Source organism: Nocardia niwae NBRC 108934 = DSM 45340 (assembly GCF_001613465.1).
GTDB classification, from domain to species: Bacteria; Actinomycetota; Actinomycetes; order Mycobacteriales; family Mycobacteriaceae; genus Nocardia; species Nocardia niwae.
In genome coordinates, this window is record NZ_BDCK01000016.1 from 121,098 (window position 1) to 135,346 (window position 14,249).

Annotated in this window: 15 protein-coding genes and 1 tRNA gene; 7 read left to right on the top strand and 9 right to left on the bottom strand. The window is 68.7% G+C overall.

The window, feature by feature from the left end; translation table 11 throughout:
• Positions 1-55: 55 nt before the first annotated feature.
• Positions 56-2,350 carry an MMPL family transporter gene (locus NNI01S_RS07775; protein WP_063019001.1) on the top strand — a complete coding sequence of 765 codons (2,295 nt, stop codon included), beginning with the start codon at positions 56-58 and terminating at the stop codon, positions 2,348-2,350.
• A 52-nt stretch (positions 2,351-2,402) separates the two neighbouring features.
• Here the strand turns inward: NNI01S_RS07775 and NNI01S_RS07780 are convergent, their stop codons facing one another.
• Together NNI01S_RS07780 and NNI01S_RS07785 are read right to left on the bottom strand one after the other, a co-directional pair.
• Positions 2,403-2,681: a hypothetical protein gene (locus NNI01S_RS07780; protein ID WP_357804085.1), complete on the bottom strand. Its 279-nt coding sequence runs from the start codon at positions 2,679-2,681 to the stop codon at positions 2,403-2,405.
• Positions 2,682-2,876: 195 nt separating this feature from the next.
• On the bottom strand, positions 2,877-3,077 hold the full coding sequence (locus NNI01S_RS07785) for a hypothetical protein (protein ID WP_040864380.1): 201 nt from the start codon (positions 3,075-3,077) through the stop codon (positions 2,877-2,879).
• 166 nt (positions 3,078-3,243) lie between these two features.
• Here NNI01S_RS07785 and NNI01S_RS07790 point away from each other — a divergent pair, with 166 nt between their 5' ends.
• From NNI01S_RS07790 to NNI01S_RS07810, 5 genes are read left to right on the top strand one after another with little or no spacing between them, the layout of a single operon-like run.
• Positions 3,244-3,531, top strand: a complete 288-nt coding sequence (locus NNI01S_RS07790; protein ID WP_063019003.1) for a DUF6191 domain-containing protein — start codon at positions 3,244-3,246, stop codon at positions 3,529-3,531.
• A gap of 58 nt (positions 3,532-3,589) precedes the next feature.
• Positions 3,590-3,904 carry a hypothetical protein gene (locus NNI01S_RS07795; RefSeq protein WP_063019005.1) on the top strand — a complete coding sequence of 105 codons (315 nt, stop codon included), beginning with the start codon at positions 3,590-3,592 and terminating at the stop codon, positions 3,902-3,904.
• A gap of 1 nt (position 3,905) precedes the next feature.
• Complete coding sequence (locus NNI01S_RS07800) at positions 3,906-4,523, top strand: carboxymuconolactone decarboxylase family protein (protein ID WP_063019007.1); 618 nt, start codon at positions 3,906-3,908, stop codon at positions 4,521-4,523.
• A gap of 52 nt (positions 4,524-4,575) precedes the next feature.
• A complete protein-coding gene (locus tag NNI01S_RS07805; protein ID WP_063019009.1) occupies positions 4,576-5,982 on the top strand; it encodes an amidohydrolase family protein in 1,407 nt (468 codons plus the stop codon).
• 5 nt (positions 5,983-5,987) lie between these two features.
• The gene (locus NNI01S_RS07810) at positions 5,988-6,935 is read left to right on the top strand and encodes an antibiotic biosynthesis monooxygenase (RefSeq protein ID WP_063019011.1); all 948 of its coding nucleotides are present in this window, start codon (positions 5,988-5,990) and stop codon (positions 6,933-6,935) included.
• 6 nt (positions 6,936-6,941) lie between these two features.
• On the opposite strand, the gene NNI01S_RS07815 is transcribed toward NNI01S_RS07810, so the two are convergent.
• The 4 genes from NNI01S_RS07815 to NNI01S_RS07830 all read right to left on the bottom strand — a co-directional run bounded on the left by NNI01S_RS07815 (position 6,942) and on the right by NNI01S_RS07830 (position 8,640).
• Entirely contained in the window at positions 6,942-7,397 is a 456-nt protein-coding gene (locus NNI01S_RS07815; protein WP_245676020.1) for a deaminase, read from the bottom strand.
• An 80-nt stretch (positions 7,398-7,477) separates the two neighbouring features.
• Positions 7,478-7,565: transfer RNA gene (locus NNI01S_RS07820), tRNA-Ser, on the bottom strand.
• 57 nt (positions 7,566-7,622) lie between these two features.
• Entirely contained in the window at positions 7,623-8,075 is a 453-nt protein-coding gene (locus NNI01S_RS07825) for a nucleoside deaminase (RefSeq protein WP_174554377.1), read from the bottom strand.
• A gap of 25 nt (positions 8,076-8,100) precedes the next feature.
• Positions 8,101-8,640 carry a tRNA adenosine deaminase-associated protein gene (locus NNI01S_RS07830; protein WP_063019013.1) on the bottom strand — a complete coding sequence of 180 codons (540 nt, stop codon included), beginning with the start codon at positions 8,638-8,640 and terminating at the stop codon, positions 8,101-8,103.
• Between the two features lie 58 nt (positions 8,641-8,698).
• On the opposite strand from NNI01S_RS07830, the gene NNI01S_RS07835 reads away from it, so the two are divergent.
• Positions 8,699-9,649, top strand: coding sequence for a prephenate dehydrogenase (locus NNI01S_RS07835; RefSeq protein ID WP_435825048.1), 951 nt, complete (start codon positions 8,699-8,701; stop codon positions 9,647-9,649).
• Positions 9,650-9,814: 165 nt separating this feature from the next.
• Here NNI01S_RS07835 and NNI01S_RS07840 read toward each other — a convergent pair whose 3' ends face one another.
• The 3 genes from NNI01S_RS07840 to NNI01S_RS07850 are packed head-to-tail and all read right to left on the bottom strand — an operon-like array spanning position 9,815 to position 14,206.
• Positions 9,815-10,429 carry a putative glycolipid-binding domain-containing protein gene (locus NNI01S_RS07840; protein ID WP_084488615.1) on the bottom strand — a complete coding sequence of 205 codons (615 nt, stop codon included), beginning with the start codon at positions 10,427-10,429 and terminating at the stop codon, positions 9,815-9,817.
• Between the two features lie 49 nt (positions 10,430-10,478).
• The gene (locus NNI01S_RS07845) at positions 10,479-12,392 is read right to left on the bottom strand and encodes an ABC transporter ATP-binding protein (RefSeq protein ID WP_084488616.1); all 1,914 of its coding nucleotides are present in this window, start codon (positions 12,390-12,392) and stop codon (positions 10,479-10,481) included.
• On the bottom strand, positions 12,389-14,206 hold the full coding sequence (locus NNI01S_RS07850) for an ABC transporter ATP-binding protein (RefSeq protein ID WP_063019018.1): 1,818 nt from the start codon (positions 14,204-14,206) through the stop codon (positions 12,389-12,391). Before NNI01S_RS07850 ends, NNI01S_RS07845 begins: the two co-directional genes overlap by 4 nt.
• Between the last annotated feature and the right edge of the window lie 43 nt (positions 14,207-14,249).

The window sequence follows — 14,249 nt, forward strand, 5'->3', positions numbered from 1 at the left end:
TGCTGTCTACACGCAGACCCAGCACGATCCCAGTCATCGCTAGGAGTAACCACTCGTGTCCGTTTATCTGTACAGATGGGGGAAGTTCGCCTTCCGCCGGAAATGGATAGTCCTTCCCGTCTGGCTCGTCTTGTTCGTGCTCCTCGGTGGTCTGGGAGCACAGCTCAGCAAGCCGATGAGCAACGACTTCAGCATGCCGGACCTGCCCTCCGAACGCGCCAACGACATCCTCGACAAGCACTTCCCCGGCGCTTCCGCCGCGTTCAAGTTCGACGCGGTCACCGGCACCTACGTCGCCGCCGCGCCGGAGGGGCAGAAGCTGACCGATCCGGCCAACCGTGCGGCGCTGGAAGCGTTCATCGCCAAGCTCGGCGAGCTCGACATCGTCGATCACAGCAAACCCATCACCAATCCGGTCGAGGCGGCCGAGAAGATGGGCTGCCTGACCGACCCCGACCCCGCGCAGTGCAGTGGCGCCCCGCTGAACGTGCTCAGCAAGACCGCGCCCGCGAGCGTCGCGGTGATCAACGTCCCGTTCACGATCGCGAAGTTCACCGATGTCACCGACGCCCACCGGGAAGCGGCGTACGACATCGCGGCCGACGCGCGCAATGCCGGGCTCACGGTCGAGATGAGCGGCTCGATCGCGCAGAAGCAGGAAGCGCCCAGCGGTAAGTCCGAGATGATCGGCATGGCCGTCGCGCTGGTCGTGATGATCGTCGCGTTCGGCGCCATCGTCGCGGCGTTCGTGCCGATCGTCACCGCGATCATCGGACTGGGCGCGGCCACCTCGCTGATCATGCTCGGCACCTCGGTGATCGAGATTCCCAGCTTCACGACCTTCCTCGCCTCGATGATCGGCATCGCGCTGTCGATCGACTACGCGCTGTTCATCGTGTCCAGGTACAAGCACGAACTCGCGGTCCAGGACTCGCCGGAAGAGGCGGCGGGCACCGCGCTGGGCACGGCCGGTTCCGCCGTCGTGTTCGCCGGCCTGACCGTCATCATCGCGCTGGCGGGCCTGAGCATCGTCGGCGTCCAGTTCATGACCTTCATGGGCCTGGGCGGCGCGATCGCCGCCGGTTTCGCGGTGCTCACCGCGATCACCCTGATGCCCGCGTTGCTCGGCGCGTTCGGTCGCTTCCTGTTCAAGCCGAAGCTGCCCGTGGTCGCCCAGCACGACCCCGAGGACGACAGCTCGGTGACCAACGGCATGCGCTTCGGCCGGCTGATCGGCCGCATGCCGTGGGTCGCGCTGGCGCTGAGCGTCGTGGTGCTCGGCGCGCTCGCCGCTCCCGCGGCCGGGCTGAACCTGGGCCTGCCCGGCGACGACAGCATGCCCAAGACCTCCACCATCCGGAAGGCCTACGAGCTGCGTACCGAGGGCTTCGGCGAGGGCAGCAACGGCGTGCTGAACGTGGCCGTCGACCTGAGCGGCGTGCCGGCCGAGAACCGCGATGCCGCGGTGAAGGCGCTGCGCGACAAGCTCGCGTCCTACCCGGGCATGGACTACGTGACCGAGCCGCAGTGGAGCCAGGACCAGCAGGGTGCACTGCTGGACGGCGTGCCGAAGTCCGGGCCGAACAACCAGGCCACCAAGGACCTCGTGCAGGACGCCAGGGAGGCCGAAGGCCAGCTGAAGGCCGAGTACGGCATCGAGTACGGCATCACCGGTACCACCGCGATCTACGCCGACGTGGACCACGTGCTGCTCAGCAAGATCGTGCCCTACCTGGCGATCGTGGCGGGCGCGGCATTCGTGCTGCTGATCCTGGTCTTCCGGTCGATCCTGGTGCCGCTCACCGCTGCGCTCGGGTTCCTGCTGTCGATGGCCGCGACCTTCGGCGCGACCGTGCTGATCTTCCAGGAGGGCAAGCTCGGCCTGATCGAGGATCCGCATCCGCTGGTCAGCTTCATGCCGATCATGCTGATCGGCCTCGTGTTCGGTCTCGCGATGGACTACCAGGTCTTCCTGGTGACCCGGATGCGTGAGGAGTTCGTGCACGGCAAGTCGGCCAAGCAGGCGGTGGTCGCCGGTTACCACCACGGCGCGCGCGTGGTGACCTCGGCCGCGATCATCATGATCTCGGTGTTCGGTTCGTTCCTGCTGGAGACCGACGTGACGGCGAAGTCGTTCGGCTTCGCGCTTGCGGTGGGCGTGCTGCTGGACGCGTTCGTCGTCCGCATGGTGCTGATCCCGTCGCTGCTGGTGCTGATGGGCAAGTGGTCGTGGTGGATGCCGAAGTGGCTCGACCGCATCCTGCCCGATATCGACGTCGAGGGCTCGAAGCTGCGTGAGCTACAGCAGCGTTCGGCCGAGACGGCGAAGATGCCGGTCGGCGTCAACTGATCCGACGGCCTCGGCCCCGCATCCGGACTCCGGATGCGGGGCCGAGTGCGTTTCACCGGCTGGGTTGCGGGAGTTCGCAGTCGCCGACTCGCGGGTTCACCCCGACGTAGTTGAGCGGGCCCGCGAGGGCGGTGAGACCGATCGTGCCCCACCCGGCACAGTTCAGCGGGGGGCCGCTGTCGAAATAGTGCCGCTGACCGGCCGCGAGCAATCCGATCGCCAGCCAGGCCAGCAGCAGGAACCCGAACACCCGGGAACCTACGCCCGGGCCGCGCCCGGCACGCGCACGGCGTTCGTAATCCCGCCCACGACGTTCGTAATCGCGCATCATCGGTCCCTTCCGTGCTCCCCGTCGAGGGGGGATACCCGGACATGCCGCCAGTTATCCAACAAATGCGAGTAAGTACCGCATTTTCAACAGACAGCAAATATCTGGTTCACGGCTGGCGATCGTGACCCGCGCACCAAAGCGGACGGCCGAGGGGCATGGCATGCCCGCCCGGCTGTCCGTGGTCACTCGATCGAATTACGGACTCGGTTGCGGGACATTGCAATCCGCGACCTTCGGATTGACGCCCATGTAGTTGAGCGGTCCCGCGATGACAGTGACGGCGATCGTGCCGAAACCGGCGCAGTTGACCGGTCCACTGTCGAAATAGTGGCGTTGTGCCGCGGCGATCACGCCGATCAGCAACCAGATCAAGACGATTACACTTCCGATTCTCATATTTCTCTCGCGCATCGTTCCCGCGCGGATTGTCCGACGGCGCATCTGGCATCGCGTCCTTCCCGCACTTTCCGTATCGGGCGTATACCCGCGATCGCGCTCGTTACCCTTCGCGAAACGAGCAATTTTCGGATCCGCCCAGCGCGGGCGGGTACCGTCGGCAGGCATGGCAGAGGTGTTGCAGTGGTGGATCCCCGGGTGGGTCATCCTGCTCGTGCTGGTGGCCGTCTACGAGCTGACCGTGAACAAACGCCGCCGACGACGCCGCACCCCGATCTCCGGCACGTTCACCGACGAGTTCACCGCGCTGTTCTACGCGACCAAGCGCATGGAGCTGGATCATCGCGAATCGGTGTCGATGCTGCGCGACGAGCAGGACGAAGGCGCGCCGCCGCTGGTCGGGGTCGACCTGGACGGGCGCAAGGTGGTGCTGCGCACGGAAGCGGGTCAGTAAACCGCTGCGCCCCTGCGATTTCCAGCGAAGGCGTCGGTGGTCGGCCAGAATGAGGCCCATGCGTGGCTCGATGGATGAGAAATGGCAGCGGTTCGGCGAGCACCTCGCGTCCGCGCCGGGACGGCTGCCGAGCGAGGTCCGCCGTGTCCTGCGAGACAGGGCCGCCGGCTCCGGCCAGGACGCCGGAGGAGAACTGGCCGCCTTCGCCGAACTGGTGGCCGACCGGTCCTACCGGGTCACCGAGCAGCGGATCGCGGCGTTGAAGGCGGCAGGCCACTCCGACGACGAAATCTTCGAGGCGACCGCGATCGCCGCCTACGGTGCGGCCGACCGGCGCCTGCGCGCTGCCCGCCTGGCGTGGGAGGGGCACTGAGATGTGGCTCGAAGCGGTTCGCTCCGGCCACGACCGGCCGACCAGATTCGTGTTGTGGACCATGCGGCGATTCAGCGGCGTGGAGGTTCCCGCCGTGCTGAAGGTGCTGTTCTACCGGCACAGGTTCTTCGGATCCCCGCTGTCGGAGCTGATTCAGGACGTCATGCGCGGCCCGTCGTACTGGACCGTCGCCGAACGCGAGATCTTCGCGACGCACACCTCCCAGGCCAACGAGTGCCCGTTCTGCGCCACCTCGCACGAGGCGATCGCAGGCGCGTACGTCGACGCCGACGTGGTGACCCGCGCTTTGGCCGACGGCTCGGATTCCCCGCTGCGTCCCGAGGCGCGCGTCATGCTCGGCTTCCTCGCCAAGATGGCTCGCGACCCCGACGGGTTGACCGCCGAGGACGCGGCGCTGGTCCGGCTGGCGGGCGTCTCCCGCGAAGCGTTCGACGAGGCCGTCTGGGTGGGCACCTGCTTCAATGTGATCAATCGCATGATGAACACCGTCGGAGCGGGACCGCTGGAGGACAGGCAGCGCGGCGTGAGCGCGCGATTCATCAAACTCGCCGGTTACCGTATGCCGCCGCCGGTGACATTGTTCTCCCGCGGCGTCTGACCTCATTTCGACCGATCCGCTCGCGTACCGGATCGAAGTGTGTTCTCCTCGAATGGTGAGCCAAGTCCACTTGGGGCACATTTTTCACATCGCCGGGAGTCCCGCTGCCGGCGCTGTGACCGACGCGCTGGCCGAAGTCCCCGACGGTGCGCTGATAATCGACGACAGCGGCCGCGTCGCATTCTGCGGGCCGCGCTCCGATATCCCCGCCGAATACCGCACCGAAAAGGTGTTCGATCATCGCCCCGGATTTCTGCTTCCCGGATTCGTCGACACCCATATTCATTTTCCCCAGACCTTCGCCGGGGACGCCTACGGGGGCGGTCAGCTGCTGGAATGGCTCGAATTGTGCATCTATCCCGCCGAATCTCGGTACGCCGACCCGGAATTCGCGCAGCGGGCCGCCGCCGAATTCTGTTCGCGCCGCATCGCCGCGGGCACCACGGCGGCGATGGTGTTCGGCTCGGCGTTCCCGCACGCGCAGGACGCCTTGTTCGCCGAAACCCGGCGGCGTGGACTGCGGATGGTCGGCGGCCGCGGTATCCAAACGACGGGAGAGCCCGCGGCGGCTCCTCTGATCACCACCGAAGACGACGCCATTCGCCTGACCGACGAGGAGATCGGCAAGTGGCACGCCGCCGACACCGGTGACGTGGACACCGCGCTCCTGCACGTGGCGATCGTCCCGCGGTTCTCTTTGGCGGTCACTCGCGCGACGTTGAAGAACCTCGGCGAACTCTACGATTCGGTGCGCGAGCGCGGCGTCTATTTCCACACTCACCTCAACGAGAACAACCGCCCCGGCACCGGCGAAGTCGACAGCACCAAACAGGCGTACGGCGTGACGACCTATCTGGACACCTACGACGGGAAGTTCCTGCCCGGATCCGCGGTGGGCGGTAAGAGCCTGCTCGGCAGGCGCAGCATCCTCGCCCACTGTGTGCACTGCCAAGACGCCGAACTGCGGCGGATGGCCGAGACCGGCACGTCGGTCGCGCACTGCCCGGTGTCGCAGCAGTTCCTCGGCTCCGGCACCATGCCGTGGAAGCGGACGCTCGCCTCCGGCGTCACCGTCGCCGCGGGCACCGATTACGGCGGCGGCGACGAATGGCTGATCCCGCAGGTGCTGTCCGCCGCGTTCAAGGTGCACATCTCCGAGCCGGGCGAACTCGGCGTATCGATGCATCCGGCGGAAATGCTGTTCACCGGCACGCTGGCCGGGGCGCGCGCCCTGGACATGGAAAACCGGTTCGGTAATTTCGACGCGGGTAAGGAAGCCGACTTCCTGGTGATCGAACCGGCGCGCGTTCCGGCGCTGGAGAGCATGCTTGCATACGGCACTCGTTCCGACGACCCCGTATTGGCCCGCGATCAAACGCTGTTCGCGCTGCTGATGGGAATTCGCGAGCCCGCGATCACCCAGGTATACGTGCGGGGCCGTCGCGTCGACGCCGCGTAGTCCCGATGGACGCCGCCGCCACCGCTGTAACGGTCTTCCACCGACCGGCACACGACGCGGCTTTCCGGGAATGGCTGGCGCGGATGACCGAATTCGCCCGCGAAATGGACGGGTTCGTGAATTCCTCCGTGGCGGTGACCGGAGACCCGCTGCTCGACCCGGGATTCAGCGTCACATTTCGATCCGAGCCGTCCCTGCACGCATTCCTGGACTCGCCCGAACGAGCGGCGGCGCTGTCCGACGGCACAGCGCTGGGATTTCATTGCAAGAGCGCGGATCTGGTCTTCGTCGAGGGCGAGCCGCCGCCGCCGGGCATCGGCGTATTCCGGCACAGCGTCGCGCGCGAGAGGGAAGCCGAATTCGAGGCGACCGAGGCGAGCCTCGTCGCGGTGAGTTCGAAGTTTCCGGGATTCGAGGGCGCCGCCCTGTTTCCGGCGGACGGCGGGCGGTGGTTCTCGTTGCTCCGGTTCCGCACGGGACGGCAGTTGGCGGATTGGCTGCACTCGGACGAACGCGCCGCCGCCCTACCGGAATTGCGCGCGAAGCTGACCGAGGACTTCACCGTGGACGCGCACACCACACCGTTCGGCTCGACCGTGCGAACGGTCGACGGCGAGACCAGGATGACGCCGACGTGGAAGACCGCCATGATGGTGCTGCTGGTGTTGTATCCGACGGTGATGGTGCTGTCGCGTTTCCTCGGGCCGGTGCTCGACCGGCTCGGAGCGCCGCCGTGGCTGGCCTTGTGGCTCAGCCAAATCGTCAGCGTGGGCCTGATGAGCTACTTCCTCTCGCCCGCCGTCGCGAGGTGGTTCCGCCGCTGGCTCGATCCGATCGACGGCGCGAGCCCGCGGATCAGCGTCGCGGGCGCGGCGGTGGTCGTCGCCCTCTACGCGCTGACACTGCTGCTGTTCGCGTCGGTGCGCTGGCTGCAGTACTGGGACTACGACTGAGCGCGCTCAGGACAGGTCGAGGTGCCGGTTCATCGACATCGCCGCCTCGGCCAGTTCGGGAAGCTCCACCACCGTGACGCCCGCCTGCTGCAACTTCTCCACTCCGACACAGTTCACCACGAACGTCGACGGCTCCCGCCACGCGATCACCACCACCGGGATGCCGGCCCGCAAGATCCGGTCCGTACACGGCAGCCGGTCCTTGGTCCCGCGTTCCGAGCAGGGTTCCAGCGTGCTGTAGAGCGTGGCCCGCGCCAGCCGCGGATCCGCCGGGTCGAGCTTGCCGAGCGCGGCCTCCTCCGCGTGTTCCTTCGGGCCGGACTCGCGGGAATAGCCGGTCGCGATCTCCGCGCCCTCGGCCACGATCACCGCGCCCACCGAGAAGGCGCCCTCGGCCACCGGGCACAAGCGCGCCAGCTCGATGGCCCGGTTCATCCAGTAGCGGTGGTGGGGCTCGGTCACCGGATCGCCCTCCTTCAGCAGCCGACGCACTCGTCCTGCGAAAAAGCCCCTCACCTGTAAGAACAGATGAGGGGCGTAAGCGGTGGCGGAGGGATTTGAACCCTCGGAGGGGGGTTACCCCTCACACGCTTTCGAGGCGTGCTCCTTAGGCCGCTCGGACACGCCACCGCCGACAACCATACCGGACCCTGGCCGGATCACTAAATCGCCCGCTGACCTGCGGGCTCACCGCTGCGACCGGAAGAACTCGTCGAGCAGGGCCGCGCACTCGTCCTCGAGCACCCCGCCGCGCACCTCGGGCCGGTGATTGAGCCGACGGTCGCGCACCACGTCCCACAGCGACCCGACGGCGCCGGTCTTCGGCTCCCACGCGCCGAAGACCAGGCGGCCGACCCGCGCGAGCACCAACGCGCCCGCGCACATGGTGCACGGTTCCAGCGTGACGGCGAGGGTGGCGCCTTCCAGCCGCCATCCGTCGCCGTGGACGGCGGCGGCCCGGCGCAGCGCCAGGATCTCCGCGTGCGCGGTCGGATCGCCGAGCGCCTCCCGGGCGTTCGCGGCGCGCGCGAGTTCCCTTCCGGCGGAGTCGAATACCACCGCCCCGACCGGCACGTCACGATCCCCGGCCGCCGCCGCGGCCGCGAGGGCGGCGCGCACCATGTCGGCGTCCGACAGGATCGGGCCGTCCGGGAGAACGCCCACGTCAGCGCGGCAGCTTGTCCAGCACCGCGGCGAATTCTCCGGCGAAGCCGAGACGCTGGGCGATCATGCCGAGCTGCTCGTCCGGATAGAGATCGGTCTCGGCGAGGATGACGCTCAGCACCGGTTCGGGCAGGCCTAGATCGGCGAGCACCCCGAGGTCGCCCTCCTCCCAGGGCTCCACGTCGTCCAATTCGTCCGGATCGATATCGGGAATTTCCACGTTCAGGGCCTCTAGCACGTCCGCCGCGATGTCGTAATCGATCGCGGCCGTGGCGTCCGAGACGAGCATCCGGGTTCCGCTCGGCGCGGGCCGGAGCACGATGAAGAACTCGTCGTCGATGTCGAGCAAACCGAACACCGCTCCGGAGCTGCGCAAAGCCTTCAGTTCGCTCTCCGCGGCGGACAAATCGGTGAGCGCGTCCCGGCTCAGCGGACTGCATCGCCATTTGCCTTCTTCGCGGACAACCGCCACTGCGAACCCTTCCACGTCGTCGTAGTCGTCCGACGCCGCCCTGTTAGTGCCCGAGCGCTGTGCTGCCATGGCCGCAACGGTAGTCGGCTCGAGGGGAAATGTTGAAGTCGTATGCCAATCTGTTCCGGTGACTTCGGCGAAGAAAGCTCCCGTGTGCGTCCTCGGGACCGGTTTGATCGGTGGGTCGCTATTGCGCGCGGCCGTCGCCGCGGGCTACGACGGCTGGGGATACAACCGGTCGGCGGCGGGCGCGCAGGCCGCGCGGGCCGACGGATTCGACGTCATCGAAGACCTACCCGCCGCATTGCGCCGCGCGGCGGCGACCGATGCGCTGATCGTCGTCGCGGTGCCGATGCCCGCGGTCGACCACATGCTCTCCGCCATCGCGACCTACGCGCCGCAGTGCGCGCTCACCGACGTGGTGAGCGTGAAGGCGCCGGTCGCGGCGGCCGTGCGCGCCCACGGTCTCGCCGATCGGTACGTGGGCGGTCACCCGATGGCGGGCACCTCCGAATCCGGCTGGGCCGCCACCGATCCCACGTTGTTCGGCGACGCGGTGTGGGCGGTCGGCGTGGACGAAGGCACCCGGACCGACCCGTGGACCCGCGTGGTACGGCTCGCACTGGACTGCGGCTCGGTGGTGGTCCCGGTGGTGGCCGCCGAGCACGATCGCGCCGTCGCGCGCATTTCCCATCTACCGCACGTACTGGCCGAGGCGCTGGCTCTGGCGGGCGCCGGTGGCGGTGATCTCGCGCTCGGACTCGCGGCCGGATCGTTCCGGGACGGCACCCGCGTCGCGGGCACGGCGCCGGGCCTGGTTCGCGCGATCTGCGAACCGAATTCGGCGGCGCTGCTGGAAGTTCTGGACGAAACGCTCACCGTGCTGGCCACGGCCCGCGACAGCCTGCGCGCCGAGACGTCGCTCGCGGATCTGGTCGAGGCCGGACACGACGCGCGGCGGCGGTACGAATCCGCGCGACGCTGGGAGATCACGGATATCCGCCCTGGCGACCGCGATTGGCTGGAAGAGCTGCGCGCGGCCGGTCAGCGCGGTGGGGTGCTCACGCGGCTCGGCTGATCGCGCGCCGACCTGCGGGTCGGGTCGAACAAGTGCGGCACCTGCCGACCACCACCAACCCCGGCGCACCGGATTGGTTCCGGCTGCTGCCGATCGCCGGTAACGCCCCCAGCGGAAAGCCTCGGCCTTGCCGCTTTCACACGTCGCGGACCAGGGCGGGCTGTGTCAGATGCGTTCGGCCAGGCCCGGGTAGTCCAGCAGGAAGCCGTCGGCATCCACCGTGACCGTCGCGCTGGAGACCGGCGACAGCACGCTGATCCCGTCGGCGGCGCTGCTGTAGATCAGCGTGGCCTCTTGGACGAGCAGGTCGGGCAGACGCACGTAGACCACCGGGACCTGCACGTCCTCGACCGCGTGCTGCAGGTCGTAGCGGCGGATCGGCAGCGTGTTGAAGAACGGGCTGAGCACCACGTCCACGTCGAGCGCCCCGGCGAAGGTGGAGCGCACATGATTGCCGCCCGCGTCGACGAGCCAGTAGTCCTCCTCGTCGCGGGCGATCGACGCGTGCCGCTCACCGGCTGCCGTCGTGGTGCGCAGCGACAACCGCTTCGTCACGCCGTTCTCGTCGGTGACCAGGTCGTAGGACGCGCTGAACGCGGGATGGTCCGCGCTCGCGCCGCCGATCATGCGCCCGGCGGCGCGGATGCGGTTGCCGTTGAGCTGCACCCGTACCGACTCCATGCGCGTCGCGTCGTGGGCACGCCAGGTGAGGATCGCCGGCCACCGGGATTCCTGCGGGCTCGCGGCGGCGCTCTCGGGGTCGGAGGCTGGGGTCGTCACGTATCTACCGTAAGCGACACCCGGCCCCGGCCCGAACAACCACCGCTCATCACACCAGCGACTCCCGCCACGCCGAGTGCAGGCCGGCGAACCGGCCGGTCCCCGCGATCAAGGCCTCCGGCGCGCCGTCCTCGACGATCCGGCCGGACTCGAGCACCAGCACCCGGTCCGCGATCGCCACCGTGGACAGCCGGTGCGCGATGATCACCGCGGTACGCCCGCGCAACACGGTCTCCAGCGCCCGCTGCACCAGCCGTTCGCTGGGGATGTCCAGGCTCGATGTGGCCTCGTCCAGCACGATCACGGCGGGATCGGCCAGGAACACCCGCGCGAACGCGACCAGCTGCCGCTGCCCCGCCGAGAGCCTGCCGCCGCGCTTGCGCACGTCGGTCGCGAAGCCCTCGGGCAGCGCCTGCACGAAGTCGTACAAGCCCACGGCGCGCGCCGCCGCGAACACCTCCGCGTCGGTGGCCTCGGGCCTGCCCAGCCGGATGTTGTCGGCCACCGACCCGGAGAACAGGTACGACTCCTGGGTGACCATCACCACGTTGCGTCGCAGGTCGACGTCGGACAGGTCGCGCAGGTCGACGCCGTCCAGGGTGACCGTGCCGCCGGACGGGTCGTAGAACCGCGTCAGCAGCTTCGCCAGCGTCGACTTGCCCGCGCCGGTCGCACCGACGAGCGCGATCACCTGCCCCGCCGGGATGTCCAAGGTGAACTCCGGCAGCACCGGTCGCGTCCGGTGGTCGGCCTTGCCCGGTTCGGCGGGCGGCGCCGGGACGCTCGAGTAGCCGAACCACACCTTCTCCAGCCGCACGGCCCCGGACGCCTTGTCCAGCGCCACCGGCCGCACGGGCTCGGGCACCGACGGCTCCTCCTCCAGCACGCCGGAGATCTTCTCCAGCGCGGCCGCCGCGGACTGGTAGGCGTTGAACACCTGCGCCAGCTCGTCCAGCGGACCGTAGAACTCGTTGAGGTACAGCAGGTAGGCCGCGAGCACGCCGACCGCGAGATCACCCTCGATCACCCGCCAGGCGCCGACCACGATGATGATCACCGTGGTCAGGTTGCCGAGCAGCTTGGTCAGGCCCGCGTAGTCGCCCATGCCGCGCATGGCCGCGGTGGTCGCGCGGCGGTACTCGGAGTCCTCGATCGCGAGCACCGACTCGTTGCGCTGCTCCCGGCGGAACGCCTGCACCGCCCGCATGCCGCCCATCGACTCGACGAACTGCACGACCACCTTGGCGATCGCCGCGCGCGTGCGTCGGTAGCCCGCCCGCTGCCTACGCTGCGCCCAGCGGGTGACCACCACCAGCGGAACGAATCCCGCCAGCACGATCGCGGCGAGCGCCTGGTCCAGGTAGATCAGCAGCGCCGCGATGGTGACCACCGACAGGATCGCGCTCAGCGCCTGGTTGAGCGCGCTCTCCAGCAGTTCCTGCAGCGTCTCGATGTCGCCGGTGAGCCGCGCCACCACCTTGCCCGAGGTGTACTTCTCGTGGAACGCGACACTGAGCCGCTGGGTGTGCGCGAACGCGCGCACGCGCAGGTCGAACAGCACGCTCTGGCTCAGCCTGCCGGACACTCGCAGGAAGGAGTACGTGCAGATCACGCTGATCAGGACCGAGCCGAGGAACCCGGCCACGGTCCACGCCAGCGGCGCCCAATCTCCCTCGGCGCCGCGCGCGATGCCGGTGTCCAGGCCGTGCGCGACGAACAGCGGCGCCGACACTTTGGCGACGTTGTCCAGCACGATGAGCACCAGCGCGAGCGCGGTGAGCTTGCGGTAGGGCTTGACCAGGTCGAGCAGTAGCCGCCGGGAGCGCCCGGCGAGCACCAGATTCCCGGTTTGGGTGACCTCCTTGTCCTCACCGGCGATGCCACGCCAGTCGGCCGCCCGTTCCTTGGGCTCGGTAATCTCCTCCGGCGCCCCATCCTTCGATTCGGTGGTCGTGATACTCACAGCTGCTCACCTCCCATCAGTTCGCGGTAGTTTCTGCTGGTCCGCAGCAATTGATCGTGGGTCCCCTCCGCGACGATCCGGCCGTCGGCGAGCACCGCCACCCGATCGGCCAGCGCCGCCGTGGACGGACGGTGCGCGACCAGCAGCGTCGTCGCGTCGGCCAGCACGGTGCGCAGGCGCGCCTGCACCCGCTCCTCGGTCTCCACGTCGAGCGCGGACAGCGGGTCGTCGAGCACCATGATCCGGCTGCCCTTGCCCCCGCCCGCGCCGGTGAGCACCGCGCGGGCCAGCGCGAGCCGCTGCCGCTGGCCGCCGGACAGGCTCAGGCCCTGTTCACCGATCCTGGTGTCCAAGCCCCAGGGCAGGTCGTCGACGAACTCGGTGGCCTGTGCGACCTCCAGAGCGCGGCGCACGTCGGCGTCGGTGGCGGCCGGATCGCCGAGCGCCACGTTCTCCCGCACACTCGCGGAGAACAGCACCGGGTCCTCGAACGCCACCGAGACCAGCGACCGCAGGTCGGCGACCCGCATCGTCGCGATGTCGATGCCGTCGATGGTGATCGCGCCGCCCGACACGTCGTACAGCCGCGGAATCAGGTTCAGCAGTGCCGTCTTACCGCTTCCCGTCGCGCCGACCAGCGCCACCGTCTCACCGGGACACACCCGCAGCGACACCTCCCGCAGTACGTCGGCCTCCGCGTCGGGGAAGGCGAAACGCACGGCATCCAAACTCAATTCGCCGCGGATGCGCTCGGGCAGATCCACCGGGTCGGCCGGATCGGTGATGTCGACCGGCGTGTCGATGATCTCCCAGTACCGGTCGGCCGCGGTGCGCGCGTCGTTCAGCTCGGCGAGCAAGAAGCCGGTCCAGATGATCGGCCACTGCAGGAAGGTCGCCAGCGTGATGCCCGCGATCAAGGTGCCGAGCGTCATCGTGCCGTGCGCCACGGCGTATCCGCCGTAGCCGAGCGCGAACGCGATGGCCAGCTGCGGCAGGCTCACCATGCTCGACCACAATGTCGCGTCCAGGCGCGCTTTCAGCAGCTCGGTCTGCCGCAGCGCCTGCGCCTGGGCGGTGAACCTGCGGCCGAAGAACACGCCCCGCCCGAACGCCTTGAGCACCCGCACGCCCTGCGCCGACTCCTCGGCGGTGGTGGCCAGGTCACCGGACTGGTCCTGGGAACGCCGCGAGGCCACCGCGTATCGGCGCTCGAAACGGATGCAGCCGATGACCAGCGGGATCGAGATGATCGCGAAGATCAGGCCGATCTGCGGGCTCAGCGCGATCAGCACGAGCAGGCCGACCGGAATGATCACACCGTGGATGAGCAGGAACGGTCCCGCGAACGAGACGAACCGGCGCATGGTGGCCAGGTCATCGATCGCCCGCGAGAGCAGCTGTCCCGACTCCCACGCGTCGTGCCTGCCGATCGACAGCGCCTGCAGCTTCTGGAAGATCCTCGCGCGCAACGCTATTTCGAACCGAGTCGCGGGCGCGGCGATAAGCCAGCGGCGGCCCCACACGCCACCGGCTTCCAACAGGCCGAGCGCCAGCACCGCGGCCACCGGCCAGAGCGCGCCCCCGAGATCGCGGTGGGCGACCGGGCCATCGATGATCCGGGCGATCATCAGCGGAATGACGACGGCCGTCAGACCGGACAGCAGCGCGAGTCCGCTGGCGGCGAGCAGAATCCCGACGTGCGGGCGCAGGTACGGCCAGAATCGGCGCAGCGAATGCAGGCGGCCCGTGGCGGCGGGCCGCTCCGTTCTGTCGGCCTCCGGTTCGGCCGGCGAAACGTCCAGTGCGACAGACAAAACTCCCCCTCGAGGTATGCGACTGGCGGCGGAGAACGGGACC

Bases quoted from the DNA above. Each gene is read 5' to 3' on its own strand.
- NNI01S_RS07785 (WP_040864380.1), bottom strand. From the start codon at position 3,077: ATGAGAATCGGAAGTGTAATCGTCTTGATCTGGTTGCTGATCGGCGTG.
- NNI01S_RS07780 (WP_357804085.1), bottom strand. From the start codon at position 2,681: ATGATGCGCGATTACGAACGTCGTGGGCGGGATTACGAACGCCGTGCG.
- NNI01S_RS07830 (WP_063019013.1), bottom strand. From the start codon at position 8,640: ATGGCAGCACAGCGCTCGGGCACTAACAGGGCGGCGTCGGACGACTAC.
- NNI01S_RS07790 (WP_063019003.1), top strand. From the start codon at position 3,244: ATGGCAGAGGTGTTGCAGTGGTGGATCCCCGGGTGGGTCATCCTGCTC.
- NNI01S_RS07810 (WP_063019011.1), top strand. From the start codon at position 5,988: ATGGACGCCGCCGCCACCGCTGTAACGGTCTTCCACCGACCGGCACAC.
- NNI01S_RS07805 (WP_063019009.1), top strand. From the start codon at position 4,576: ATGGTGAGCCAAGTCCACTTGGGGCACATTTTTCACATCGCCGGGAGT.
- NNI01S_RS07800 (WP_063019007.1), top strand. From the start codon at position 3,906: ATGTGGCTCGAAGCGGTTCGCTCCGGCCACGACCGGCCGACCAGATTC.
- NNI01S_RS07795 (WP_063019005.1), top strand. From the start codon at position 3,590: ATGCGTGGCTCGATGGATGAGAAATGGCAGCGGTTCGGCGAGCACCTC.